Origin of the sequence: Pseudomonas sp. DE0010 (assembly GCF_007680745.1) — a bacterium.
GTDB lineage: Bacteria > Pseudomonadota > Gammaproteobacteria > Pseudomonadales > Pseudomonadaceae > Aquipseudomonas > Aquipseudomonas parafulva_B.
Window position 1 is genome coordinate 1 of record NZ_VEJQ01000007.1, and the last position, 26,572, is coordinate 26,572.

At 62.1% G+C, this 26,572-nt stretch carries 19 protein-coding genes; 16 read left to right on the top strand and 3 right to left on the bottom strand.

Annotated elements, in window-relative coordinates; translation table 11 throughout:
- Nucleotides 1–350: 350 nt before the first annotated feature.
- On the top strand, nucleotides 351–605 hold the full coding sequence (bamE, locus tag FS767_RS07310; RefSeq protein ID WP_144964710.1) for an outer membrane protein assembly factor BamE: 255 nt from the start codon (nucleotides 351–353) through the stop codon (nucleotides 603–605).
- Nucleotides 602–1,174 (top strand): lipocalin family protein, encoded by a 573-nt coding sequence (locus FS767_RS07315; protein ID WP_058604264.1) that lies wholly within the window; start codon nucleotides 602–604, stop codon nucleotides 1,172–1,174. Before bamE ends, FS767_RS07315 begins: the two co-directional genes overlap by 4 nt.
- A gap of 99 nt (nucleotides 1,175–1,273) precedes the next feature.
- Here FS767_RS07315 and FS767_RS07320 read toward each other — a convergent pair whose 3' ends face one another.
- Nucleotides 1,274–2,638, bottom strand: a complete 1,365-nt coding sequence (locus tag FS767_RS07320; protein WP_144964711.1) for a formimidoylglutamate deiminase — start codon at nucleotides 2,636–2,638, stop codon at nucleotides 1,274–1,276.
- 185 nt (nucleotides 2,639–2,823) lie between these two features.
- Here FS767_RS07320 and hutC point away from each other — a divergent pair, with 185 nt between their 5' ends.
- From hutC to hutG, 7 genes are all read left to right on the top strand, one after another.
- Nucleotides 2,824–3,492 (top strand): histidine utilization repressor, encoded by a 669-nt coding sequence (gene hutC, locus FS767_RS07325; protein ID WP_240928488.1) that lies wholly within the window; start codon nucleotides 2,824–2,826, stop codon nucleotides 3,490–3,492.
- Nucleotides 3,489–4,058, top strand: a complete 570-nt coding sequence (locus tag FS767_RS07330) for a HutD family protein (RefSeq protein WP_144964713.1) — start codon at nucleotides 3,489–3,491, stop codon at nucleotides 4,056–4,058. Before hutC ends, FS767_RS07330 begins: the two co-directional genes overlap by 4 nt.
- 135 nt (nucleotides 4,059–4,193) lie before the next feature.
- Complete coding sequence (gene hutU, locus FS767_RS07335) at nucleotides 4,194–5,867, top strand: urocanate hydratase (protein WP_144964714.1); 1,674 nt, start codon at nucleotides 4,194–4,196, stop codon at nucleotides 5,865–5,867.
- Between the two features lie 97 nt (nucleotides 5,868–5,964).
- A complete protein-coding gene (hutH, locus tag FS767_RS07340; RefSeq protein ID WP_144964715.1) occupies nucleotides 5,965–7,497 on the top strand; it encodes a histidine ammonia-lyase in 1,533 nt (510 codons plus the stop codon).
- 67 nt (nucleotides 7,498–7,564) lie between these two features.
- Nucleotides 7,565–8,968: an amino acid permease gene (locus FS767_RS07345; protein WP_058639863.1), complete on the top strand. Its 1,404-nt coding sequence runs from the start codon at nucleotides 7,565–7,567 to the stop codon at nucleotides 8,966–8,968.
- A 15-nt stretch (nucleotides 8,969–8,983) separates the two neighbouring features.
- Nucleotides 8,984–10,189, top strand: a complete 1,206-nt coding sequence (gene hutI, locus FS767_RS07350; protein ID WP_144964716.1) for an imidazolonepropionase — start codon at nucleotides 8,984–8,986, stop codon at nucleotides 10,187–10,189.
- Nucleotides 10,190–10,199: 10 nt separating this feature from the next.
- Entirely contained in the window at nucleotides 10,200–11,003 is an 804-nt protein-coding gene (gene hutG, locus FS767_RS07355) for an N-formylglutamate deformylase (protein WP_144964803.1), read from the top strand.
- A gap of 48 nt (nucleotides 11,004–11,051) precedes the next feature.
- Here the strand turns inward: hutG and FS767_RS07360 are convergent, their stop codons facing one another.
- Nucleotides 11,052–16,574, bottom strand: a complete 5,523-nt coding sequence (locus FS767_RS07360; RefSeq protein WP_256674242.1) for a dermonecrotic toxin domain-containing protein — start codon at nucleotides 16,572–16,574, stop codon at nucleotides 11,052–11,054.
- A 181-nt stretch (nucleotides 16,575–16,755) separates the two neighbouring features.
- On the opposite strand from FS767_RS07360, the gene pip reads away from it, so the two are divergent.
- From pip to FS767_RS07395, 7 genes are all read left to right on the top strand, one after another.
- Nucleotides 16,756–17,727 (top strand): prolyl aminopeptidase, encoded by a 972-nt coding sequence (gene pip / locus FS767_RS07365; RefSeq protein ID WP_144964717.1) that lies wholly within the window; start codon nucleotides 16,756–16,758, stop codon nucleotides 17,725–17,727.
- A complete protein-coding gene (dtd, locus tag FS767_RS07370; RefSeq protein ID WP_144964718.1) occupies nucleotides 17,724–18,161 on the top strand; it encodes a D-aminoacyl-tRNA deacylase in 438 nt (145 codons plus the stop codon). Before pip ends, dtd begins: the two co-directional genes overlap by 4 nt.
- A gap of 263 nt (nucleotides 18,162–18,424) precedes the next feature.
- Nucleotides 18,425–20,146 carry a glucan biosynthesis protein G gene (locus tag FS767_RS07375; RefSeq protein ID WP_218571728.1) on the top strand — a complete coding sequence of 574 codons (1,722 nt, stop codon included), beginning with the start codon at nucleotides 18,425–18,427 and terminating at the stop codon, nucleotides 20,144–20,146.
- Nucleotides 20,139–22,712: a glucans biosynthesis glucosyltransferase MdoH gene (gene mdoH, locus FS767_RS07380; protein ID WP_144964720.1), complete on the top strand. Its 2,574-nt coding sequence runs from the start codon at nucleotides 20,139–20,141 to the stop codon at nucleotides 22,710–22,712. The genes FS767_RS07375 and mdoH overlap by 8 nt, the downstream gene beginning before the upstream one ends.
- Nucleotides 22,713–22,954: 242 nt before the next feature.
- A complete protein-coding gene (locus FS767_RS07385) occupies nucleotides 22,955–23,755 on the top strand; it encodes a transporter substrate-binding domain-containing protein (protein ID WP_144964721.1) in 801 nt (266 codons plus the stop codon).
- A gap of 111 nt (nucleotides 23,756–23,866) precedes the next feature.
- Nucleotides 23,867–24,829 carry an amino acid ABC transporter permease gene (locus tag FS767_RS07390; protein ID WP_144964722.1) on the top strand — a complete coding sequence of 321 codons (963 nt, stop codon included), beginning with the start codon at nucleotides 23,867–23,869 and terminating at the stop codon, nucleotides 24,827–24,829.
- Nucleotides 24,822–25,556 (top strand): amino acid ABC transporter ATP-binding protein, encoded by a 735-nt coding sequence (locus FS767_RS07395; RefSeq protein ID WP_144964805.1) that lies wholly within the window; start codon nucleotides 24,822–24,824, stop codon nucleotides 25,554–25,556. The genes FS767_RS07390 and FS767_RS07395 overlap by 8 nt, the downstream gene beginning before the upstream one ends.
- A 194-nt stretch (nucleotides 25,557–25,750) precedes the next feature.
- Here the strand turns inward: FS767_RS07395 and FS767_RS07400 are convergent, their stop codons facing one another.
- Nucleotides 25,751–26,548, bottom strand: a complete 798-nt coding sequence (locus FS767_RS07400) for an RHS repeat-associated core domain-containing protein (RefSeq protein ID WP_144964723.1) — start codon at nucleotides 26,546–26,548, stop codon at nucleotides 25,751–25,753.
- Nucleotides 26,549–26,572 lie beyond the last annotated feature (24 nt).

Sequence of the window (26,572 nt, forward strand, 5' to 3'; positions counted from 1 at the left end):
TGCTTCAAGGCTTTCCCTCGATGATCAGTCGAGAACTTTGGCCTGCAAAGAGGCAAAAGTCGAGATACAAGGAGCGGCCTTGCCGGGGCGCCGGACCGGCCGCGATGGGCCGCAAAGCGGCCCCCAACGGTGTCAGCTACTGCCTGATTCCGTCTCGAGGGTTCAGACCCGGCCCAAGCATATAAAACCTCATACAGAACACACCCATCCCCCGGCGGCTCACTCGAATAAGCCGTTTTCCCGATCAGCGGTAGCAGTCATGGGCAGGCCCACCAGGGAACCTGGGAGGCATTTTCCCGTCGAAGGGCACTGCAGGCCACTCGCCTGCTCCCTCGTTCAGGAGTGTCTTCATGTCGTTGCGTTCCCTCGCCCTGTTGTCGCTGTGTGTCGTGCTTGCCGCCTGCAGCAAGATCAATCAGGAAAACTATTCCAAACTCAAGGCCGGCATGAGCAAGGCCGACGTCGAGCAATTGCTCGGCACGCCGACCGAGTGCTCGGGCGCCTTGGGTATGAGCAGTTGCACGTGGGGGGACGAACGTAGCTTCATCAGCGTGCAGTACGCGTCGAACAAAGTCTTGATGTATTCCGGGCAGGGCCTCAAATGAGGGCTGTCGGTCTGCTGTTGGGCCTGTGCCTGACCCTTTTGCTCGGCGGGTGCGCGGGGTCGATGAATGACCCGCTTGCACCGAAGACCGCGGGGCAGGTTGATCTCAAGCGTTACCAGGGCAAGTGGTACGAGCTTGCACGCTTGCCCATGCGCTATCAGGCCGGCTGCGAACAGTCCGAGGCGCATTACAACCTAAGGCCCGACGGGTCGTTCGGTCTGCTGAACCGCTGCCGCACCCTGGGTGACGAGTGGTTGCGTGCCGAGGGCCGCGCCTATATCGAGGCGCCAGGGCATACCGACAGGCTGTGGGTCGAGTTCGACAACTGGTTCACGCGGCTGGTCCCGGGCGTTGCCAGGGGCGAATACTGGATCTTGTATGTGGACGAGCGCTACCGCACCGCGGTCGTCGGCAGCCCGGACCGCAAGTACTTGTGGATTCTGTCACGCACGCCCAGCTTGCCGGCCTGGGAGCGGGAACACTTGCTGGCCAAGGCTCGCCAGCAGGGCTACGACACCAGCCGGTTGATCTGGCGAGCTTCCGACCAGCAGATCGTCAAGATGCACTGAGGGCATTGCAGGCGTGGTGGGCTGAAACGTCAAGCCTACCGGGTCCTCCTGTACCGCCTTAGCTCGAATCGCGGTCGCCATTACGCGGCCTCGATCCCTTCATCCCAAAAGCTGCCGCAGCACCTGAGCGAATGCCACCCGGCTTTGCTCCTCTTGCAGATGATGGCCTTGGCGTACCACCCACTGTCCATTGACCATCACGTCGCGCACCTGCCGATCGCCGCCGGCAAACAGCCACCGATTGAGAATGCCGTCGCCATCGGCTGTGGCGATGTAGGGGTCCTGATCATCAAGCACCAGCCAGTCGGCGCGCTTGCCTACAGCCAGTTCGCCAATGGGCTGGCCCAGCGCCTGTGCCCCCCCTGCCCACGCAGCGTCAAGCAAGGTGCGCCCGACCATGGGTTGATCGTGGCGATGCAAGCGGTTACGCCGTTGGTCGCGCAGGCGTTGGCCGTATTCCAGCCAGCGCAGCTCTTCGACCACGCTTAGCGAGATATGGCTGTCCGAACCAATCCCCAGACGCCCGCCCTGCGCAAGGTAATCCGCAGCCGGGAAAATGCCGTCGCCCAGGTTGGCTTCGGTCGTCAGGCACAATCCCGCCACGGCGCCGCTGCGGGCCATGGCTGTCACTTCGTCGGGCTGGGCGTGGGTGGCGTGTACCAGGCACCAGCGCTCATCCACGGTCACGTGTTCATACAGCCATTGCAGGGGTCGCAGGCCGCTCCAGGCCAGGCAGTCATCGACTTCCCGTTGCTGCTCGGCAATATGAATGTGCACCGGGCATTGATCGTCACTGGCCGCCAACACCTCGGCGATCTGCCCCGGCGTCACGGCCCGCAGCGAGTGAAAGCACAAGCCCAGCCTCTGCGCCGGTTGCGCGGCCAGCAGCGGCGCCAGTCGCGCCTGCAGTTGCAGGTAGTGGTCGGTGGACTGGATGAACCGGCGTTGGCCATCGCTTGGCGTCTGGCCGCCAAAGCCTGCATGGCTATAGAGCACCGGCAGCAGGGTCAGGCCGATACCGCTCTGCGCGGCCGCTGCACTGATCCGGCGAGACAACTCGGTCGGGTCTGCATACGCATTGCCTGCCTGGTCGTGGTGCACGTAATGGAACTCCGCCACCGCGGTATAGCCCGCTTTGAGCATCTCGATGTAGAGCTGGCGGGCGATGACCTGCAACTGCTCAGGTGTGATCTGCCCGACCAGGCGGTACATGAGGTCGCGCCAGGTCCAGAAGCTGTCATTGGGGTCGCCGGCGACTTCGGCAAGCCCGGCCATGGCGCGCTGGAACGCATGGGAATGCACATTCGGCATACCGGGCAGTACGGGGCCCGCCAGATGCTCTGCGCCGTCGGCGCAAGCGTCGGCTTCAACGCGCGTCAGGTACCCGTCCACGCCGACGTCGAAGCGCACATCGCGGGCCCACCCTGAGGGCAACAAGGCACGTTGGGCAAAATAGGCGGGCATTACAGGCTCCTGTTCTTGTTAGGTTGTATATACATATACAGGCGTTTGCCTGCCGGGTAAACTCCGGCAAGCTAACGCTCATTTCTTATGCACAAGGATTCCTGGCCGTGCCGACACCTCCTGTCAACGCGCTGGTTGCCCCCACGGGCGAGGGCCCGGCGCCGCTGTACGCGCGGGTCAAACAGATGATCAAGCAGCACATCGATGACGGCAGCTGGCCGCCGCATCACCGTGTGCCATCGGAAAGCGAACTGGTCAGCCAACTGGGCTTCAGCCGCATGACCATCAATCGCGCCCTGCGCGAGCTCACAGCCGAAGGGCTGTTGGTACGCATGCAGGGTGTCGGCACCTTCGTAGCCGAACCCAAAGGCCGCTCGGCGCTGTTCGAAGTAAACAACATCGCCGATGAAATCGCCGCGCGTGGGCATCGGCATAGTTGTCAGGTCGTGGTGCTTGCCGAGGAAGCGGCAGGTTCCGAGCGAGCGCTGGCCTTGAACATGCGCGAAGGCCAGCGGGTGTTTCATTCGCTGATCGTGCATTTCGAGAACGATACCCCGGTGCAGATCGAGGATCGCTACGTCAACGCGGCCGTGGCGCCCGAATATCTGCTGCAGGACTTCACCCGTCAGACGCCTTATGCCTATCTGTCCCAGGTAGCCCCGCTGACAGAAGGTGAGCATGTGGTCGAGGCGATCCTGGCAGAGCCCGAGGAGTGCCAGCTCCTGCAAATCGAACGCGGCGAGCCATGCCTGCTCATCCGCCGCCGTACCTGGTCCGGGCGCCAGCCGGTCACGGCCGCGCGGCTGATTCACCCCGGTTCGCGCCATCGCCTGGAAGGACGTTTTGGCAAATGAGCCGAGTGCAAGTGTTGCAGGCGCGGGGCTACCCGCGCATGGCCTGGAAGAACGGCGGCGGTTTCACCGAGGAAATCGCCCGTGACCAAGGCCAGGGCCTGGACGGTTTCGGCTGGCGCCTGTCGATTGCCGATATCCAGGCGTCGGGTGCTTTTTCAAGCTTCGCCGGCTACCAGCGGATCATCACCGTGCTGCAGGGCGATGGCATGCGTCTGTTGGTAGGCGGCCAACCCAGCCGGCCGTTGCTGCCCTTCGACGGGTTTGCATTCGACGGGGCAAGCGAGGTCGATTGCCAACTGATCGGCGGGCCGATTCGTGATTTCAACCTCATCTATGCACCGCAGCGCTATCGGGCACGCTTGCAATGGCTTGAAGGTTTCAACCGTGTGCACACCTCGGCTTCGACCGTGCTGCTGTTTGCCGGCAGCCAAGCGGTAGACGTTAAGGCGGGGCAACAGGCCCTGCAATTGAGGCTGCATGACTGCCTGCAACTGGAAGGCAATGACACATTGCTGGCGTTGGACGTACAGGGGCGGTGCTGCCTGATCGAACTCGATCCCCGTTGAGCTGACCCTGGGCTGGCATCGCTTGCAGCGACAAGGTGCGAGAATTTCACTTGTCCATGCTTGTACATACAAGTAAAGATGTGTTTGTATTGCTCCACGACATATCTGCTGCAGCCGACCGCAAAGGACATTCCCGTGACCGACAACAACAAATACCGTGACGTTGAAATCCGTGCCCCGCGTGGCAATACGCTCACTGCCAAAAGCTGGCTGACCGAAGCGCCACTGCGCATGTTGATGAACAACCTCGACCCGCAGGTCGCCGAAAACCCCAAGGAGCTGGTGGTGTACGGTGGTATCGGCCGGGCCGCGCGCAACTGGGACTGCTACGACAAGATCGTCGAAACCCTGACCCGTCTGGAAGACGACGAAACCCTGCTGGTCCAGTCCGGCAAGCCGGTCGGCGTGTTCAAGACCCACAGCAACGCCCCGCGCGTGCTGATTGCCAACTCGAACCTGGTCCCTCACTGGGCCAGCTGGGAGCACTTCAACGAACTCGACGCCAAGGGCCTGGCCATGTTCGGCCAGATGACCGCGGGCAGCTGGATCTACATCGGCAGCCAGGGCATCGTGCAAGGCACTTACGAAACCTTCGTCGAGGCAGGTCGCCAGCACTATGGCGGCAGCCTGAAGGGCAAGTGGGTGCTGACCGCAGGCCTGGGCGGCATGGGTGGGGCCCAGCCATTGGCCGCGACCCTGGCCGGGGCTTGCTCGCTGAACATCGAGTGCCAGCAAAGCCGTATCGATTTCCGCCTGCAAACCCGCTATGTCGATGAGCAGGCCACGGACCTGGACGACGCGCTGGCGCGCATTGCCCGCTACACCGCCGAAGGCAAGGCCATTTCCATTGCCTTGCATGGCAACGCGGCCGAAGTGCTGCCTGAGTTGGTCAGGCGCGGGGTGCGGCCAGACATGGTCACCGACCAGACCAGCGCGCATGACCCGCTCAACGGCTACCTGCCTGCCGGCTGGACCTGGGAGCAGTACCGCGACCGCGCCCAGACCGACCCGGTAGCCGTGGTCAAGGCGGCCAAGCAATCGATGGCCGTGCATGTGCAGGCCATGCTCGATTTTCAGCAGCAGGGCGTCCCCACCTTCGACTACGGCAACAACATCCGCCAGATGGCCAAGGAAGAGGGCGTGGCCAACGCGTTCGATTTCCCAGGTTTCGTGCCAGCTTACATTCGCCCGCTGTTCTGCCGCGGCATCGGCCCCTTCCGCTGGGCAGCGTTGTCGGGCGATGCCGAAGACATCTACAAGACCGATGCCAAGGTCAAGGAACTGATCCCCGATGACGCCCACCTGCACCGCTGGCTGGACATGGCCCGCGAGCGCATCAGCTTCCAGGGCTTGCCGGCCCGCATCTGCTGGGTAGGGCTGGGGCTGCGGGCCAAGCTGGGCCTGGCGTTCAACGAAATGGTGCGCAGTGGCGAGCTGTCGGCACCGATTGTGATCGGACGCGACCACCTCGATTCGGGTTCGGTAGCCAGCCCCAACCGCGAAACCGAGGCCATGCGCGATGGCTCCGACGCGGTCTCCGATTGGCCATTGCTCAATGCGCTGCTCAATACCGCCAGCGGTGCCACCTGGGTATCGCTGCACCATGGCGGCGGTGTCGGCATGGGCTTCTCCCAGCATTCGGGGATGGTCATCGTCTGTGATGGCAGCGATGAGGCAGCGGCCCGTATTGCTCGCGTGCTGGCCAACGATCCAGGCACCGGTGTCATGCGTCACGCCGATGCCGGTTACGCTATCGCCATTGAGTGCGCGCAAGCGCAGGGGCTGGACCTGCCGATGATCACCGGCTGATCACTGTTCTCTGCAATGCCCCCCACAAGGTGATACTCAACAACAAGAAGAGGCGGGCTGGCGCTGCCTGCCATGCCTCGCGAACTGGAGTAGCAACGTGACCGAACTTACCCTCAAGCCCGGCTGCCTGACCCTGGCGCAACTGCGCACTGTGCATGCAGGCCCAGTACGGCTTCAGCTCGACGCCAGCGCCGGCCCGGCCATCGATGCCAGCGTGGCCTGCGTCGAACAGATCATCGCGCAGGACCGTACCGCCTATGGCATCAACACAGGTTTCGGGCTGCTGGCATCGACCCGCATCGCCAGCCACGACCTGGAAAACCTGCAGCGTTCGCTGGTGCTGTCCCATGCTGCCGGGATCGGAGCGCCGCTCGATGACGCTTTGGTCCGCTTGATCATGGTGCTGAAGATCAACAGCCTGAGCCGCGGCTTTTCCGGTATTCGCCGCAAGGTCATCGACGCGCTGATCGCGCTGGTCAACGCCGAGGTCTATCCTCACATCCCGCTCAAAGGCTCGGTCGGCGCTTCCGGTGATCTCGCGCCGCTGGCCCACATGTCCCTGGTACTGCTGGGGGAGGGCAAGGCGCGCTATAAGGGCCAGTGGCTTGCGGCTACCGAGGCCCTGGCCATCGCCGGCCTTGAGCCTTTGACCCTGGCCGCCAAAGAGGGGCTCGCCCTGCTCAATGGCACCCAGGCCTCCACGGCCTATGCCCTGCGCGGGCTATTCCATGGCGAGGACCTGTTCGCCGCCGCGGTCACCTGCGGCGCGCTCAGCGTGGAAGCCGCCCTTGGTTCGCGCTCGCCCTTCGATGCCCGTATCCATGAAGTGCGCGGCCAGCGCGGGCAGGTCGACACCGCGGCCTGCTTCCGGGACCTGCTGGGGGACACCAGCGAGGTATCGCTCTCGCACCAGAACTGCGACAAGGTCCAGGATCCTTACTCGCTGCGCTGCCAACCACAAGTGATGGGCGCCTGCCTCACCCAACTGCGCCAGGCTGCCGAGGTGCTCGGCGTCGAGGCCAATGCTGTGTCGGACAACCCTTTGGTGTTCGCCGCCGAAGGCGACGTGGTTTCAGGGGGTAATTTCCATGCCGAACCGGTGGCGATGGCCGCCGACAACATCGCCTTGGCCATCGCCGAAATGGGCTCGTTGAGCGAGCGCCGCATCTCGCTGATGATGGACAAGCACATGTCCCAGCTGCCGCCTTTCCTGGTGGAGAACGGTGGGGTCAACTCGGGCTTCATGATCGCCCAGGTCACCGCCGCTGCCCTGGCCAGCGAGAACAAGGCCCTGTCGCACCCCCACAGCGTCGACAGTCTGCCGACCTCCGCCAACCAGGAGGACCATGTGTCAATGGCTCCGGCTGCCGGCAAACGTCTATGGGAAATGGCCGAAAATACCCGGGGCGTGCTGGCGATCGAATGGTTGGGCGCCTGCCAGGGCCTGGATCTGCGCAAGGGGCTCAAGACCTCCGCCAAGCTTGAACAAGCACGCCAGGCGTTGCGCCGTGAAGTGCCGCACTACGACCGCGACCGGTTCTTTGCACCGGACATCGAAAAGGCCGTGCACCTGCTGGCCGAAGGCAGCCTGACCGCGCTGTTGCCAGCGGGCGTGCTCCCGAGTCTGTAATGCCCTTGGGGGCCTTTGGTGGCGGCCCCCGGATCTCACGACCACAAAAACAATTCAAGGACGTGACATGCAACCTGCACAAGGTCTAAAGCGCGGGCTGACTGCCCGCCACATTCGTTTCATGGCCCTCGGCTCGGCTATCGGTACCGGTCTGTTCTATGGCTCGGCCTCGGCCATCCAGATGGCCGGCCCGGCGGTATTGCTGGCTTACCTGATTGGCGGCGCTGCGGTATTCATGGTCATGCGGGCATTGGGCGAGATGGCCGTACACAACCCCGTGGCCGGCTCGTTCGGTCACTATGCCAGCACCTACCTGGGCCCCATGGCCGGCTTCATCCTCGGCTGGACCTACGCGTTCGAGATGGTCATCGTCGCCATTGCCGACGTGACGGCGTTCGGTATCTACATGGGCTTCTGGTTCCCGGAGGTAGCCCGCTGGACATGGGTGCTGGGCATCGTCTTGTTCATCGGCGCGCTCAACCTGTGCAACGTCAAGGTGTTCGGCGAGCTGGAATTCTGGCTGTCCTTGCTCAAGGTGGGCGCGATCGTGGCCATGATCCTGGCGGGCCTGGGCATCATGGCGTTCGGCTTCAGCCAGGTAGGTAGCGGGCAGGCCGTGGGCCTGGGCAACCTGTTCGACCATGGTGGTTTCATGCCTAACGGTGTCGCCGGGCTGATCGCCTCGTTCGCAGTGGTGATGTTCGCCTTTGGCGGCATCGAGATCATCGGGGTGACCGCAGGCGAGGCCAAGGATCCGCAACGGGTGATTCCCAAGGCGATCAACGCCGTGCCCCTGCGCATCCTGCTGTTCTATGTGCTCACCCTGTTCGTGCTGATGTGCTTGTACCCCTGGCCGCAGATTGGCAGCCAGGGCAGCCCCTTCGTGCAAATCTTCAGCAACCTGGGGATCGGCTCTGCGGCTGCGGTGCTGAACGTGGTGGTGATCTCCGCGGCCGTTTCGGCCATCAACAGCGATATCTTCGGTGCGGGCCGCATGATGTATGGTCTGGCCCAGCAGGGGCATGCTCCCAAGGGCTTCAGCCGGCTGTCCAGGCATGGCGTGCCGTGGATGACGGTACTGGTCATGGGGGCAGCGCTGCTGGTTGGCGTACTGCTCAATTACCTGATCCCCGAAAACGTGTTTCTGCTGATCGCCTCGATCGCCACCTTCGCCACCGTCTGGGTCTGGCTGATGATCCTCATCACTCAAGTGGCGATGCGGCGCAGCATGAGCCGTGAACAGATGGCCGAGCTCAAGTTCCCGGTACCGTTCTGGCCCTGGGGCCCGGCATTGGCCATTGCCTTCATGGTCTTTGTCTTCGGTGTGCTTGGCTATTTCCCCGACACCCAGGCGGCGTTGCTGGTCGGCATGGTCTGGCTGGTCTTTCTGGTGGCGTCCTACCTGCTGTGGTGCAAGCCGCGTACAGGACAGGGTGCGCCAGTGGCCGAAGCCGCCGAGCTGCATCGCTAGCAAAGGAGAACCTGCATGAAAACCCTCTGGCAGCACTGCCATGTGGCAACCATGGCCGAAGGCCGTTATTCGATCATCGAAGACGCCGCCATCGTGACCGGTGGTGGGCGAATCCTGTGGATCGGCCCACGTGCCGACTGGGCAGTCGAAGGCACCGAACAGGCGGTGGACCTGGGTGGCGCCTGGGTAACCCCCGGGCTGATCGATTGCCACACGCACGCGGTATTCGGCGGCAACCGCAGCGGCGAGTTCGAACAGCGGCTGCAAGGTGTGAGCTATGCCGAGATCGCCGCGCAGGGCGGGGGTATTGCCAGTACCGTGAGGGCCACCCGCGCCGCCAGTGAAGACATGCTGTTCGCCAGCGCCCGGCAGCGCGTCCAGGCGTTGATGCGCGATGGCGTGACCACCCTGGAGATCAAGTCCGGTTACGGCCTGGACCTGGCCAACGAGCGCAAGATGCTGCGTGTAGCCCGGCGTCTGGGTGACGAGCTGGGTATCACGGTTCGGACCACGTGTCTGGCAGCCCACGCCTTGCCGCCGGAATACGCCGAACGCAGCGACGACTACATTGCCCACATCTGCAATGACATGCTCCCGGCATTGGCAGCAGAAGGGCTGGTGGATGCGGTGGATGCCTTCTGCGAACACCTGGCCTTCTCACCCGCACAGGTTGAACGCTTGTTCATCAAGGCGCAGCAATTGGGTTTGCCGGTCAAGCTGCACGCGGAACAATTGTCCTCCTTGCACGGCTCCAGCCTGGCTGCCCGCTACCAGGCACTGTCGGCCGATCACCTGGAATTCATGACCGAAGAAGATGCCATGGCCATGGCAGCGGCTGGCACCGTGGCCGTCTTGCTGCCCGGCGCGTTCTACTTTCTTCGCGAAACCCAGCTTCCGCCAATGGACGCCCTGCGCCGGCACGGCGTGAAAATCGCCCTGGCCAGCGACCTGAACCCGGGCACCTCGCCGGGCCTGTCGCTGCGGCTAATGCTGAACATGGGCTGCACCCTGATGCGCATGACGCCGGAAGAGGCCCTTGCCGGTGTCACCACCCATGCGGCGCATGCGCTGGGCATGGGAAGCAGCCATGGCACCCTTGAGGCGGGCAAGGCCGCGGACTTCGTTGCCTGGCAAATAGAGCGCCCTGCCGACCTGGCCTACTGGCTTGGCGGCGACCTGCCCAAGCGCGTGGTGCGCGGCGGCCATGAACGTGATATCTGAGCGAGGCGAGATGGACAAGGTACTGAGCTTTCACCAGGGTCAAATGCCGCTGTTGATCAGCATTCCCCATGCGGGCCTGAAGCTTACCCCGGCAGTGGCCGATGGCCTGGTCGATCAGGCGCGCAGCCTGCCCGACACAGACTGGCACATTCCCCGTCTGTACGATTTCGCCCAGGCACTGGGCGCCAGCGTACTGACGGCCGAGTATTCGCGTTTCGTCATCGACCTCAACCGCCCGGAGGACGACAAGCCGCTGTATGCAGGGGCCACCACCGGACTCTATCCAGACACGCTCTTTGAAGGTGAACCTTTATTCAAGGAAGGGCTGGCGCCAAGCCCGGCAGAGCGCAAGCGCTACCTCGAGCAGATCTGGCACCCTTATCACAGGACAATCCGGCATGAGCTGACACGCTTGCGTGAGACGTTTGGCTATGCCTTGCTGTGGGACGCCCACTCCATCCGCTCGCACATTCCTCGGCTGTTCGACGGCAAGCTGCCGGACTTCAACCTCGGGACCTTCAACGATGCGAGTTGCGACCCGAGCCTGGCCCAGCGGCTGACGCACGTCTGCCAACAGGCGCAAGGTTACGATCATGTGCTCAATGGGCGCTTCAAGGGCGGGCACATCACCCGTCACTACGGCAACCCAGCCGCTCACGTTCACGCCGTCCAACTGGAGCTTACGCAAAGCACCTACATGCAAGAGCGTGAACCTTTTACCTACCGTGAAGACTTGGCACGCCCAACCCAGGCGGTGCTCGAGCAGCTGCTGGAGGCGCTGCTGGCATGGGGCCAGGCGCATTATCGCAACTGAAGCCAATCGGCCAGGCAGCGCGCGGTGTGCGCGCCGCCTGGTCAATCGTCAGCCTTTGGCGACTTCCTTGAGCGTGAGCTCGCGCAGCAGTGCCTGCTCCTCGAGCTCCCGGTCCACTTGCAAGCCTTGTTGCAAGATCACCTCTTCCTGCAGCGGATGGCTGGCATTGGCCAGTTCCATTACCCGCTGGCGGTACCGGTTCTCAATTTCCTCGAACCGCTCGGCGTATTCACCGCGAAGGCGCTGGGTCCAGTCCTGGTTGGACAGCAGGTAATCGATGAAGGCTTCGCTGTGTTCGCGCTTGCGCACGTGTTCGAGGACGCTCGAAAGCTCATCGGCTGCCAGGTTGGCAGCACTTCGGAAACGCATACGGTCGGCGATGGGCAGCTCGAGTTCCTTGGCCAGCTCGCGGCGGTAGGCCAGGCGTACCGAAACCAGATCCCCCGGTATCGCGCGGTGCTGGGCAAGGCGTTCGAGTTCCTCTACACGGAACAGCTGCAACAGCCTTTGACGCATCTGCTGCAGGCTATCCCCCGCATCGATCACGACGCGTTGATGCATCAGGTACAACTCGATGTTGTTGAACTCTTGAAGCGCGCCGTCATGGCAGGTTTGTGCGCCACTCTCGTCGGGCAGTGCCGCTGCAGCGATGCTTTCCAGCAATGGCCGCTCAGCTGGGTTGCTGACCGCTGCGACCAGCACCAGTCGCACCCGTTCGCAGAACGTGCCTCGCGTGGCGGGCTCCACATAAGGCGCTGCGTTTTGCAAACGGCCCGCCAGGCGCAGCAAGTCACTGCCTGCAAGCGCGTCCCAGCATGCCTGCAAGGATTCATTTTGCAGTGCATTTCCCAGCATCCATGATTCCATCCGCGGGGTATCGTCACCAGACACCGGGAAATGCGGGTGGTCCAGGGAGCCATCGCTGGAACCGTCGGTGAGCAGTAGATCGTTGGGAATGTCCAGTGCGAAGGAGAAGCTGTGGTGGCTGTCCGAAAACGTACGGACCCGCTGGATGGTTGCCGCTGGCAGCGGGTTGTCGAGCAAGGACACGGAAGAAATCGGAATGGCGTTATCCAGATTCGACAGGATATGGTCTGGCAGTTCGTTGATGTTGTTCGAGCTGAGGTCCAGCAATTCGAGCGGCAGCAACTGGTCGCACCAGCTTGGCCAGCCTTGCAGGTCCATGTTGCTCAGCACCAGGGACTGCAGATTCGCCGCGAGGTCAGCAGGGACGTGGTTGATGGTGCCCACCCGGTTGCCCGACAGGTCCAGTGAGGTGAGGTGGGGCAGGCGACCAAAGATCTCGAACATGGGTTGGTCGATTTCCAGGTTCATGTTGCGCAGTTCCAGGTACTCCAGCGCTGGCAAGCGCAGCAAGGCGGTAGGCAGTGTCGATTGCGGCGCTTGATGACCGTCTATGGTCAAGCGCGTGATACCTGGAAAGCGACTGAGCAACTCATCGAGCTGCGCAGTCGTGCCCCGCAGGCGAGTCAAGGCCAGGGCGCGAACACGCTCGCCAAAGAATGGCGGCAGGCGCCTGGGGAAGTGCTCAATCGACACGTCTTCCAGTTGCAGCCTCAGGTATCGATGGCCCTGTTCCTGATGCGTCCAGAAATCGTTGATCGCCGTTTCAATGCGCTGACGCTCGGCCAGGGCGGTTTGTGTCAAAGGGTTGCTGGAACTCGATGCCTGCGCCCAGCCTTCGAGCGCTTCTCGTACCTGCGAGCGCTCGTTGCGCAGGCGCGTGATTCCCTCGATAAGCGACGGCGGTTGGTCCACGCGGATGCCGGAAGTGTCCAGCTGCTCGTTCATGAGCAAACGCTGCACGTGAATCTCGTTGATGGGGTTGCCTTCAAGGTTGATGACCGGCGGCAGGCGAAGTGATTCGGCTTCGTGCAGCAGAAACGATGGCAGCGTGAACAGGTTATTGTCGCGCAGGGACAGCTCACCGATGCGGCTCAAGGCGTCGCTGCCGATGCCCATTGGCCATTGCGACAGTTGCATGCGGTCGAGCCCGAGGTAATCGAGTGTGAGCGCGTGGAAGCTGGGCCGGTTACTCTGCGCCAGGCGGTTTCCGGAGAGGTCCAGATGACGCAGTTGGTTGGCGCCGGTCAGCATGTCCAGGTCACTGGAGGACAAGGCAATGTTCTGGTTGGTCAGTACCAGGCGCTGCAACTGTGGGAGATTCTCCAGAATGGTGGGTATGCTGAATATGAATGCCGAGGGTGTTGCCCGGGGTGTATAAGGACGGTCAATTTCCAATGCCTCGAGTTGCGGCATCTGACGGAGCAGGCGTTGCAGCAAACGCTCGTTCTGCGCCCAGCTGGCCATCGCGCCTGAGGGCAGGTCAAACAAGATCAGGCTGCGCACTCGCTGGTAGAAGAACTCAGGTAAATTCAGCGGAATATCAGCCAGAGAGACCTGTGCCAGGCGTAACACGGACGTGCTCCGGTCGCTTTCGTCCAACGCCGAGTCATACCAGAACTGCACGATAGCCTCGCGCAACGCGTCGTAGTTGCGCGCTGCCTCGTCAGTCGGCGGCGAGATGGCCTCGCTCCAGTCATCGAGCCTGCTTTGCAGTTCGGTGCGCTGCTCGGCCAAGCGTTGCAGATGCTCGAAAATCTGCAGGCGGGTGCGGCCGCCACTGGCCAGCGTATTGATCACTTGATCGGCTGATCGGCCGGTACGCTGCGCCAACTCCAGTGCCTCGACCGCTGCAATGAGTTGCGAGTGAGAGACCGCATGGGCTTGCGGCCCACCGCCGCTCAGCGGATACCCCAGGCGACCATCGGCAAGGCGCATGGGTGAGCGATAGCCGGGGCGCACCGGCCGCATGCCCAGGACCTTGCGCAAGGCTGGGCGAGGCAGCAGCGGGCTTTCCTGCATCAGGTGCTGCAGGGCCGGCGCGTCAGCCGCGCCCAGTTGTGCCATGACGTCTGGCAGCGCCGCGTGCAGCGCGGTAAAGAGGTCCGGATGTGCCGTTACCAGCCGAGATGCCTCGGCTTGATCCTGGACGATGTACCCTGCTCGGGCATGGATGATGGTTACGCGGGGGCTGCCTTGCTCGGGGCCGACTGCCTCGGCTTGAGTGGGCCAGGACCCACCCATTACGATTTGTAGTCTGGTTTCTGCAGGCCATCCGCTGAGTGTTGGCAGGGTATGCAGCACCAGTCGATCGCTGTCCCAGCCCTGAGCCCCTACCAGGAACAACCCCTCGTACGCCCGCGCCAGGCGGACCTGTTGCAGATAAACACGAATTTCCTCACTCAGCCGCAGCGGCACCCGGCCGCTTGCCAGCGCGCCTCGTTCGTTGGCATTCGCGCTGCTTACCAGCTCGTCGGCAATGGCGGCTGGAAGACCGGGGTATGCACGCATGATCGGTTCGGCATCGGGCAGTTGGGCCGATGTCATGCGCCTGTAGGCTCTGGAAAATTCGGTTGATCGGTCTGCCGTGGTGGGCAACTGGCTTATCGACTGGTCGAGTTTGAACCGCTGCAGCGTGTCTTGCAGCAACGCAGGCAACCGCTCGTTCTCCACCAGCGCCCTGCGCACGGCATCTTCGTCCGTGTCACTGATCTGTAGCATTCGTCGCAGCGTCGGCTCATCGAAGTCGACACCCAGGTGCCCCATTCTTTGCAACAGTGTCGAACCTGTCCAGGTAGAGGGGCGGTCCGTGACCAGTATCCACGCGCCAGCGCCGTTGTGGCGTAGCGGTGGCTGATAGCGATGCGCGCCGCGTGGGTGCTGCAGCCGGTATTGACCGGTGTCGGCGTCTGACACGACCTGATACTGGCGGCTCTGCAGTACTAGCCGTTGCCGCCCCTCATGCAGCACGAGGCCCTGCTCATCCGGTGCCATTGCTTGCGGCAGTGGGTCATGAACTTGATAGGGCGTCAGGTCCGGTTTCCACAGACTTACCTGTCCATCAGGCATGTCCACGTCTTCCAGCTCTTCGATGAATGACGGGGTCTCTACAGGAATGCGCGCCTCATCCGGTTCGTCGTCGGGTTCCTCGACGATGGGTTCGTCGCCCCCGGAGACTTCCGGTGTTCCTTTGAGCGCATGGCCAGCAGCTGCCAGCGCAGCCATGACCGCCACGTTCTCGACGACGTCGACCAGGTAGCCGTAAGCCGTGTCGCGCTCGTCTGCCTCCCAGGCTTCGATGCCCTCATACACTTCATGGGCCAGCTGGACGATACCCACCAGGAGCATGGCCTCACCGAGGCCAGGCACGAAGAAGCCGGCGATGTTCAGTGTCAGTAATGCGCGCCCGGCAATGAGTTCGCGGTGAGCCTGGGCTGTACGCCGGTCGACGATCTCGGTCGGGACGGCGTGAAAGAGCACGTCTTGCTCATGACGTTCCACTTTGCGAAAAGCCATGAGCCCCTCAAACGCGTGACTGAAAGGCGTTTGAACGGGGTAGAGCCTGGCATGTGGATCGAGTACGGGTTCATGCAGGCCGCGGGTACTCCAGCCCAGCGGCATCAGACGCGCTTGCAGGCGCTGTCGAAACATCGCCTTGTCGCGCTCGGGCACATGCTTGTCCAGGTAGCCCATGTCGGCCTGGAGCCGATCCCGCAGCGCGTCATGCATGGCCTGCGTATCGGCGAACTCCTTGAGAGGTGTTTGCTCATCGTCGGGCATGTACAGCGCAACGCGGCTATCGGCACCCGATTGCCTCTCGATCACCACTACCCCCGTCAGTACGCAGCCCCAGAGTTGCAGCTCGCTGAGCCTGATCCCTGAAGCGTGAGGGTCCAGCTTTTGATCAAGCGGCACTGCCAGCGCGGCGGTGTAGAACGTCTCGCTGATATCGCCCTTCAAGCGAGCGTAATGCAGGGACTGCCGCCAGGCCGACCCCTCCGCCCGCCCCAGTGTTTGATACACCTCCAAGGCCACCTCGTCGGCACTGCGGTCGGCCGTTGCGGCCGGGTAATAGATCGCGTGAATCAGATCGTGATATTTCCCACCTATGTCCAGCGTTCGACACAGGTCGGCGAAGGCCTCTGCCGGGATGTCCAGCGCATTGGTGATGGGCACGGTGCCCATGAAGCGTCGGTGGTCGAGAATCACCGATTTTTTCAGGAGCCCGTCGGGCGCATCCATGCCCCCTTCAACGGCGGCCGATGCTTCGAAATTATGCAGGGCAGCCTGAAGCAGTGAGCGGGTCGCCCGCTCCACGGCCTGCCGCCCGTCCAGGGCGTCGTGCTCCTCGATCAGGCGCGCGTCCACCAGGTAGCTCTGGTCCACATCGACCTGTAGACCAAAGCGTTCAGCGATGGCTTCGGTCAACGCCTTTCTGGCATAGCTCTCCAGATCTGTAACCTGCTCGAACAGCGCCGCGAGCTGCGCTTGATGCTGACGGTGCTGAGCGTGTTCCATGCTCCAGGCACGTGCGACGGCCGGTTGCTCTGTAATCGCTGACGCCAGCCAGGCAGGTGCCTGCCGCCAGTTGCGCAAGGCTTGATGCGTCTGGGCCGGGCTCTTTTTCAGCCACTGGGGGATGCGCTTGGCGATGGTGGAGTAATGGACACCTTGTGAGGGTAGGGTATCGCTGGTCGGGGTGGGCATTTAGTAGTCCTCTGCACGATGGGGTGAAGGACTCTGTAGGGCTGGGGACGGAGAAGGGAGGTAGATATATCTGCCTGGCAACTGTATCGGGGCAGGCATGGAGTTGGTGTACAAGCATGCTCTGCGCTCAATTCAGGTTTATGATGGCTCACGGCCGAACAACTTTCACACGGAGTGCGCAATGCAGACCCTCTACCCGCAGATCAAACCCTACGCCCGGCACGATCTGGCCGTGGAAGCGCCACACGTGCTGTACGTCGATGAAAGCGGCTCTCCCGAAGGTCTGCCGGTGCTCTTCATTCATGGCGGCCCGGGTGCAGGCTGCGATGCCCAGAGCCGGTGCTATTTCGATCCCACCCTGTACCGCATCATCACCTTCGACCAGCGCGGCTGTGGCCGCTCCACCCCCCACGCTAGCCTGGACAACAACACCACCTGGCACCTGGTGGAGGACATGGAGCGCATCCGTGAACACCTGGGTATCGACAAGTGGGTACTGTTCGGCGGGTCATGGGGCTCCACGCTCGCGCTGGCATACGCCCAGACCCATCCCGAACGCGTGCATGGCCTGATACTGCGCGGGATCTTCCTGTGCAGGCCCCAGGAGATACAGTGGTTCTACCAGGAAGGTGCCAGCCGCCTGTTCCCGGACTACTGGCAGGACTACATTGCGCCCATTCCACCGGAGGAGCGCGGCGATTTGGTCAGCGCGTTCCACAAGCGCCTGACCGGTTCTGACCAGATTGCCCAGATGCACGCGGCCAAGGCATGGTCCACCTGGGAGGGCCGTACGGCCACGCTGCGGCCCAACCCCCTGGTGGTGGATCGCTTCTCCGAGCCGCAACGGGCCTTGTCCATCGCCCGCATCGAATGCCACTACTTCATGAACAACGCCTTCCTCGAGCCGAACCAGCTGGTGCGCGACCTGCCCAGGATCGCCCACCTGCCAGCGGTGATCGTGCACGGGCGCTACGATGTGATCTGCCCACTGGACAACGCTTGGGAGCTGCACCAGGCGTGGCCGAACAGTGAATTGAAGGTGATTCGCGATGCCGGGCATGCCGCCTCCGAGCCGGGCATTACCGATGCTCTGGTGCGCGCAGCCGACCAGATGGCCAGGCGCCTGCTCGACTTGCCACTGGAAGAAGCATGAAGGGCCTGTTGCAACGCGTGCGCAGCGCGCGAGTGGAAGTGCAGGGCCAGGTCATTGGCGCTGTCGATCAAGGCCTGCTGGTGCTGGTGGCTGTGGAGCCGGACGACACCCGCGAGCATGCTGACAAGCTGCTGCACAAGCTGTTGAACTACCGCGTGTTCAGCGATGAGCAGGGCAAGATGAACCTGTCGTTGAAAGAGGTGGGTGGCGGTCTGCTGCTGGTCTCGCAGTTCACATTGGCGGCCGACACCCGCAACGGCATGCGACCCAGCTTTTCCACGGCGGCGCCGCCGGCCCTGGGCGCTGAGTTGTTCGACTACCTGGTAGCGCAAGCCAGAGACCGCCACGCTGACGTTGCCACCGGTCAATTCGGGGCCGACATGCAGGTACACCTGGTCAATGATGGCCCTGTAACACTACTGTTACAAATTTAAGGTTAAAAAAGCCGCTTTCCTGAATGAATAAGCGGTTCTATACCATAAATAGTTGTTGCAGCCTGATGCGTTGTCACGCGACCTGCTGGATAATCGCGCGCTGCATGAGGCCTGCGTTCGCAGGCCCGTTTCACTCTGACTCGAGCATTGTCCGTAGCCGTTTGGGGAATCATTACGCCCTTACGGGGTCCGAACAGTGCTCGCCAACCCGGCATTTGTCGCTGGCCGTTGGTTTCATGATCTGTTTTCGGCGAGGGTTGCTCGTGATTGTTAGTCCCCAAAAAGCATCAAGAATCCCCGGCGTCAGGCTACGCAAGGCGCTGATGGCCAGCATGGCAATCGTTGGCCTGATGAGCGCGGGCCAGCTGTGGGCATTCAATCTTGACGATGTTGCCGCCAAGGCAAAGGATCTGGCCGGCCAGAAGTACGAAGCGCCCAAAAGTAACCTGCCGGCCGTGTTCCGCGACATGAAGTTCGCGGACTACCAGAAGATCCATTTCCTGCAGGAAAAGGCCGAGTGGGCCAACGACAAGACGCCGTTCAAGCTGTCGTTCTACCACCAGGGCATGCATTTCGATACGCCGGTGAAAATCAACGAAGTCACCGCCACCAAGGTCCAGGAAATCAAATACGACCCGAGCCGCTTCGAGTTCGGCGACGTGCCGCATGATGCCGATGCCACCAAGAACCTGGGCTATGCGGGCTTCCGCGTGCTGTACCCGATCAACAAGGCCGACAAGCAGGACGAAATCATGACCCTGCTTGGCGCCAGCTATTTCCGCGTCGTTGGCAAGGGCCATGTCTATGGCCTGTCGGCCCGTGGCTTGGCCATCGACACGGCGCTGCCCTCGGGCGAAGAATTCCCGCGGTTCACCGAGTTCTGGGTCGAAAAGCCGCAGCCGGCCGACAAGCACCTGGTGATCTATGCGCTGCTGGACTCGCCGCGCTCAACCGGTGCCTACAAGCTCACCCTGCGTCCTGGCAACGACACGGTCGTTGACGTGCAGTCGCGCGTGTACCTGCGCGATCACGTCAGCCGCCTGGGCGTAGCGCCGTTGACCAGCATGTACCTGTTCGGCCCGAACCAGCCGTCCAAGGTCCTCAACTACCGGCCAGCGCTGCACGATTCCGAAGGCTTGTCCATCCATGCCGGCAACGGCGAGTGGCTGTGGCGCCCGCTGAACAACCCCAAGCACCTGTCGGTCAGCAACTTCAGCGTCGAGAACCCGCGCGGGTTTGGTCTGATGCAGCGCCAGCGCGCCTTCAGCGACTATGAAGACCTGGACGATAACTACCAGAAGCGTCCAAGTGCCTGGATCGAACCCAAAGGCGACTGGGGCAAGGGTACCGTCGACCTGGTGGAAATCCCGACGGCCGACGAAACCAACGACAACATCGTTGCCTTCTGGAGCCCGGAAAAGCTGCCCGAGCCTGGCGAAGCGGCCGAGTTTGCCTACCGCCTGCACTGGACCATCGACGAGCCCAAGTTCCAGGCGCCTGAGCTGGGCTGGGTCAAGCAGACCCTGCGCTCCACCGGTGACGTCAAGCAGTCCAACCTGATCCGCCAGCCTGATGGCAGCGTGGCGTTCCTGGTCGACTTCGCAGGCCCGGCACTGGCCGCCTTGCCTGAAGACACCCCGGTGCGCAGCCAGATCAGCGTGGGTGATAACGGTGAGGTGGTCGAGAACAACCTGCGCTACAACCCTGAAACCAAGGGCTGGCGCCTGACCCTGCGCCTGAAGGTCAAGGAAGCCAACAAGTCGACTGAAATGCGTGCAGCGCTGGTGCGTGATGTGCCGGTAGAGGCGCCAGCGCCTGCCAAGGACGCCAAGCAGGACAAGGCGTCTGCCAAGCATGGCAAGGCCGAGAAGACCGTCAAGGCCGAACAACCTGCCGCCGACGCGGCGCCCACTGCCGGGGCTGCGGCCACCACCGAAAAGGTGCTGACCGAAACCTGGACCTATCAGTTGCCTGCCGATGAGTAATCCGAGCCCAAGGCCGGTATCGCTTGGCGAATACCTGGCCCACCTTCCACTGAGCGATGAGCAGCGCGCGGAACTTGCCACGTGCACATCGTTCAGCGAACTGCACCAGCGCCTGGCGGCCACCTCGCCCGCCAGCCCAGCCGAGGCCGTGCAGGCCTCGGTGGGCTCGCGCCTGACGGTCGGCACCGCGGGTGAACTGGAAGAGGCCGAAATGCTCGGTGTGGACGGTAACGGGCGCCTGTGCCTGAAGATCGCGCCGCCCATCACGCGTACCAAGGTCGTGCCCGAACCATGGCGTACCAACCTGCTGGTGCGGGCATGGCGGCGCCTGACCGGGCGTACCAACGCACCGCAGCCACCCAAGCGTGAATTGCCGGCGGCTCGCTGGCGCACTGTCGGTTCGATCCGCCGATACATCCTGTTGGCACTGATGATCGGGCAGACCTTGGTCGCTGGCTGGTACATGAAGAGCATCCTGCCCTACCAGGGCTGGTCGTTCGTCGATCTGGACGAAATCTTCGCTCAGCCGATCTGGGATACGGTGGTGCAGGTATGGCCGTATGCTTTGCAGACGTCCATCCTGATTCTCTTCGGGATTCTGTTCTGCTGGGTGTCGGCCGGCTTCTGGACGGCTCTGATGGGCTTCCTCGAGCTGCTGACCGGGCGCGACAAGTACAAGATTTCCGGCAGCAGTGCCGGCAACGAACCTATCGCGCCAGACGCACGGACCGCGCTGGTCATGCCGATCTGCAACGAAGACGTGCCACGGGTGTTCGCAGGCCTGCGTGCAACGTTCGAGTCGGTGGCAGCCAGCGGTAACCTGGACCGCTTCGACTTCTTCGTACTCAGCGATACCAACGACACCGACATTGCCGTTGCCGAGCAGCAGGCATGGCTGGACGTGTGCCGTGAAACCAAGGGGTTCGGCCGTATCTTCTACCGCCGTCGTCGGCGTCGGGTGAAGCGCAAGAGCGGTAACCTCGACGACTTCTGCCGCCGCTGGGGCAGCGAGTACAAGTACATGGTGGTGCTGGACGCCGACAGCGTCATGAGCGGCGAATGCCTGAGCAGCCTGGTGCGCCTGATGGAGGCCAACCCTGATGCCGGCATCATCCAGACCGGGCCCAAGGCGTCGGGCATGGATACCCTGTATGCACGCATGCAGCAGTTCGCCACGCGCGTATACGGCCCATTGTTCACGGCCGGCCTGCATTTCTGGCAGCTGGGCGAGTCGCACTACTGGGGGCACAATGCGATCATCCGCATGAAGCCGTTCATCGAACACTGCGCATTGGCGCCATTGCCAGGCAAGGGTGCGTTCGCTGGGGCCATTCTCTCCCACGACTTCGTCGAAGCCGCGCTCATGCGCCGTGCCGGTTGGGGAGTGTGGATCGCCTATGACTTGCCGGGCAGCTACGAAGAACTGCCGCCCAACCTGCTCGACGAACTCAAGCGCGACCGTCGCTGGTGCCATGGCAACCTGATGAACTTCCGGCTGTTCCTGGTCAAGGGCATGCACCCGGTGCACCGTGCCGTGTTCCTGACGGGTGTCATGTCCTACCTGTCTGCGCCGTTGTGGTTCCTGTTCCTGGTGCTGTCGACCGCGTTGCTGGCGACCAACACCTTGATGGAGCCCCAGTACTTCATCGAGCCGTACCAGCTGTACCCGCTGTGGCCTCAATGGCACCCGGAAAAAGCCGTGGCGTTGTTCTCCACCACCATCGTGCTGCTGTTCCTGCCCAAACTGCTCAGCGTCATCCTGATCTGGGCCAAGGGCGCGGTGGAGTACGGGGGGCGGATCAAGGTCACCTTGTCGATGCTCATGGAAATGCTGTTCTCCATGTTGCTGGCCCCGGTGCGCATGATCTTCCACACCCGCTTCGTGCTGGCCGCGTTTCTGGGCTGGGCCGCCACCTGGAACTCCCCTCAGCGCGACGATGACTCCACACCCTGGAGCGAGGCGGTCAAGCGCCATGGTCCGCAGACCTTGCTGGGCGTGGCATGGGCAGGCCTGGTGGCGTGGCTGAACCCCAGCTTCCTGTGGTGGCTGACGCCGATCGTGGGTTCGTTGATGCTGTCCATCCCGGTCTCGGTCATTTCCAGCCGTACCCGCCTGGGTCTGGCCGCCAAGGACGAGAAGCTGTTCCTGATTCCTGAGGAGTACGCCACGCCGCAGGAGCTGCTGGCCACGGACCAGTACACCCACGAGAACCGCTGGCACGCCCTGCGCGACGGTTTTGTGCGCGCTGTGGTGGACCCGCGGCAGAATGCCCTGGCGTGCGCCATGGCCACTGCCCGGCACGGTCAGGCCGCACCCATCGAGGCCATGCGGGCCGAACGCATCGCCAAAGCCCTGGAAGTCGGCCCCCATGGGCTCGACCTGGGCACGCGCCTGGCATTGCTGAGCGATCCCGTTGCGCTGACCCGCCTGCACGACCAGGTATGGTCGCAGCAGCACGCGGCATGGATCGATGCCTGGCGCGCTTCGATCAAGAGCGACCCGCATTCGCCGTTGTTGCCGCTGCATCCTGAACAGGAAGGCCAACCGGCGCTCGCAGGCTCTTGACCTGCGCCATACGCGGGCCAACCCGTTCCGACCTGCCCTGCAGCCGAGGCTTGCAGGGTCAGACCGGAGCGGGTTGGCCCGCGACGCTTTCGCCCTTCGGGCCGATTTAGGCCAACAAAGTCCCCCACGATGCTATATCGCCAGCGCGCCATGCGTTAGCATCCCTCTCCGATAGCTCACGGCGGCCCGCAAGGCCGTACCAATAAGAAAACGCGCTACTTCTACTTTCAGGGGACTTGGTGATGTTCAAGAAATACCTTTTGCGGCTGCTGGTGGGCATGACCGCCCTGGTGGCGGTGTCCGCTGCCCAGGCCGGGGCCATCGACGAGGCTGTCAAGCGTGGCACGCTGCGTGTGGGCATGGACCCGACCTACATGCCGTTCCAGATGACCAACAAGCGTGGCGAGATCATCGGCTTCGAGGTCGACATCCTCAAGGCCATGGCCAAGTCGATGGGCGTGAAGTTCGAAGCGGTCTCCACCGCTTACGACGGCATCATCCCCGCCCTGCTGACCGACAAGTTCGACATGATCGGCAGCGGCATGACCCTGACCCAGGAGCGCAACCTGCGCCTGAACTTCAGCGAACCCTTCATCGTCGTGGGCCAGACCCTGCTGATCCGCAAGGACCTGGCCGGCGAGATCAAGTCGTACAAGGACCTGAACAACGAGAAGTATCGCCTGACCTCCAAGCTGGGGACCACCGGCGAGATGGTGTCCAAGAAGCTGATCGGCAAAGCCAAGTACCACGGCTATGACAATGAGCAGGAAGCAGTCATGGATGTGGTCAACGGCAAGGCGGACGCCTTCGTCTATGACGCGCCCTACAACGTAGTGGCTGTTGAGAAGGCCGGTGCTGGCAAGCTGCTGTTCCTTGAGGAACCCTTCACCTACGAACCGCTGGCCTTCGGCCTGAAGAAAGGCGACTACGACAGCATCAACTTCATCAACAACTTCCTGCACCAGATCAAGCATGACGGGACCTACGATCGTATTCACGACAAGTGGTTCAAGAACAAGGACTGGCTCAAGGACATGGAATAAAAGGCAACTTCAGGCCGCAAGCTGCAGGCCGCAGCCAGTGACCGACCTTATGGGGTCGGCCATAGGCTGCGGCTTGTGGCTTGCGGCCTGCCGTTTTCCGGAGTATCCAACGTGATCAAACACAAGAAGGCCCAGTGGCCCTGGCATGGGCTGACTGCACTGGTCCTGGTGGGCCTGGCCGTCAGCCTGTACATGGCCACCTCGATGATTTCCTACGAGTGGCGCTGGAACCGCGTCCCTCAGTATTTCGCCTACCAGGCCGAAGACGTACAGCGCGCGACCGACTATGGCACCGTGCAGGAAGTCGTCATCACCGGGGATGAAGCCCGCGTCACCTTGAAGGATGAAAGCGGGGCGCTTCAGGTCCTGGACGTGGCCAAGGACAGCCTGCAACTGAGCCGCGGCGACGATGTGGCCGAAGGGGACCAGATTGGGGTAACCCGGCACTGGGCCGCAGGTCCACTGGCCTGGGGGTTGTGGACCACACTGTGGATTTCGGTGGTGTCCGGTGCGCTGGGGCTGCTGATCGGGCTGGTTGCCGGCCTGTGCCGGTTGTCGACCAACCCGACGCTGCATGACCTGTCGACCGTCTATGTCGAGCTGGTGCGCGGCACGCCGTTGCTGGTTCAGATCTTCATCTTCTACTTCTTCATCGGCACGGTCCTGAACCTGTCGCGGGAGTTTGCCGGTGTCGCCGCCCTGGCGCTGTTCACAGGCGCCTATGTGGCGGAAATCGTGCGTGCCGGCGTGCAGTCCATCGCCAAGGGGCAGAACGAAGCGGCGCGCTCGCTGGGCCTCAATGCCGGGCAGTCGATGCGTCATGTGATTCTGCCCCAGGCGTTCAAGCGTGTACTGCCGCCGTTGGCCGGTCAGTTCATCAGCCTGGTCAAGGACACCTCGCTGGTGTCGGTGATCGCCATTACCGAACTGACGAAAAGCGGACGGGAAGCCATCACCACGTCGTTCTCGACCTTCGAGATCTGGTTCTGCGTGGCAGGCTTGTACCTGCTGATCAACCTGCCGCTGTCGCACATTGCCAGCCGGCTCGAGCGGAGGCTTGCGCAAAGTGATTGAAGTCCGTGACCTGCTCAAGGTATTCGACACCCGTGGCCATGTGGTGCGGGCGGTCGACAACGTCACCACGCACGTGGCAAAAGGCGAAGTAGTCGTGGTCCTCGGCCCTTCGGGCTCTGGCAAGTCGACCTTCCTGCGTTGCCTCAACGGTCTGGAGCACTTCGACGAGGGCCATGTGGCCATCGCCGGCCTGGATCTGGCGCACCCCAAGACCGACATCAATGCCTACCGCCGTGAAGTCGGCATGGTGTTCCAGCATTTCAACCTGTTCCCGCACATGACCGTGCTGGAAAACCTGTGCCTGGCGCAGAAGGTGGTGCGCAAGCGCAGCAAGGCCGATCGCGAAGCCAAGGCCCGGGCTTTGTTGCAAAAGGTGGGGATCGCGGAGAAAGCCAACGAGTATCCGTCGCGGTTGTCGGGCGGTCAGCAGCAACGGGTCGCGATTGCCCGCGCGTTGGCAATGGACCCGAAAGTGATGTTGTTCGACGAGCCCACCTCGGCGCTGGACCCGGAAATGGTAGGGGAGGTGCTGGATGTGATGAAGACCCTGGCCCTGGAGGGCATGACCATGGTCTGCGTCACTCACGAAATGGGCTTTGCCCGTGAAGTGGCCGACCGCGTGCTGTTCTTCGACCATGGCAAGCTGCTGGAAGATGCCTCGCCAAACACGTTCTTCAATGCACCAAAGGACCCGCGCGCGCAGGCGTTCCTGCGTCAGGTGCTGTAACCGCTGAGGGGGCTCTGCACCCCATTTGCGGAACAAGGTCGCTCCTACGACGGACCTGTATCTCTGAACGACCTTGTGCCGCAACGCGGCTCAACAATCCCGTCACCTGAACCGTCCCGCCAGCTCTGCAAACGGATCCCAGCCGTGTGAATGCCACACTTGAACTGGCTGGGCCTTCACGGGTCACAGGAAGATCAGAACAGATATTGGTAAGACGGTCTTACTTTAAATGTAAAATTCTCACTCTGTGATATGGGGGGGCTCTGACGTCGGAGCGGTATTTCTTGGCGTATATTCATGGGGTTGATGGGTTCGAGTTGCTTTAGGCCCGTATCGTTAGCAGGCAAGCCTAATAAGTCCATTTGCCTTACAAATTCAGAATGTAATGTAATTACTCTTTTCTTCAGGGCAAGAATCTCATCGGGTGAGTCCTCTGGAAGGTACTTTAATTCGCGCTTCTGCTCCCGTACTACCTTTCTATAACGGCTATATTCGCGCCAGTCATCATAGCTTTCAGCCATTCCTATACTGCTATGTGTACTGTTGATTTCGGCTATAAGCCTCTCAGTGGGTGATTGGTAGTTAGTGATTTGCCTCCGGGTGTACTGCATTTGATTGTAGGTATCCAGAGCAGCGGCCTTCCGGGCATCATATGCGTTCAAACGCTTAGCGAACTTAGTTTTATTAAAGATTTTAATAAGGGATTGTGGAGGTATCGGATAATGCCCTGACGGGTCATTGTAGTTTGCCGGGTCCCCGCCGCAATACGAATAACTACTAATCACGGTGAAAGGTGAAATATTGTCTGGTGAGGCGAACCGCATAATTGATGGCAGGTAAAGCCTGTAGCCATTGCCTAGTAAATATCCTCTTGAGCTGACGTCGTAAGGTTCTCCGGCGAAAGCGATAGGGACTGACGCACTTGCAGGAGAGAAACCATAGGGCGTATAAGCAGAGGTGAACAGCGTGTTGTGAGAGTTTGCGGTATACATATGCAACCTGCTCTGAGTTGATGT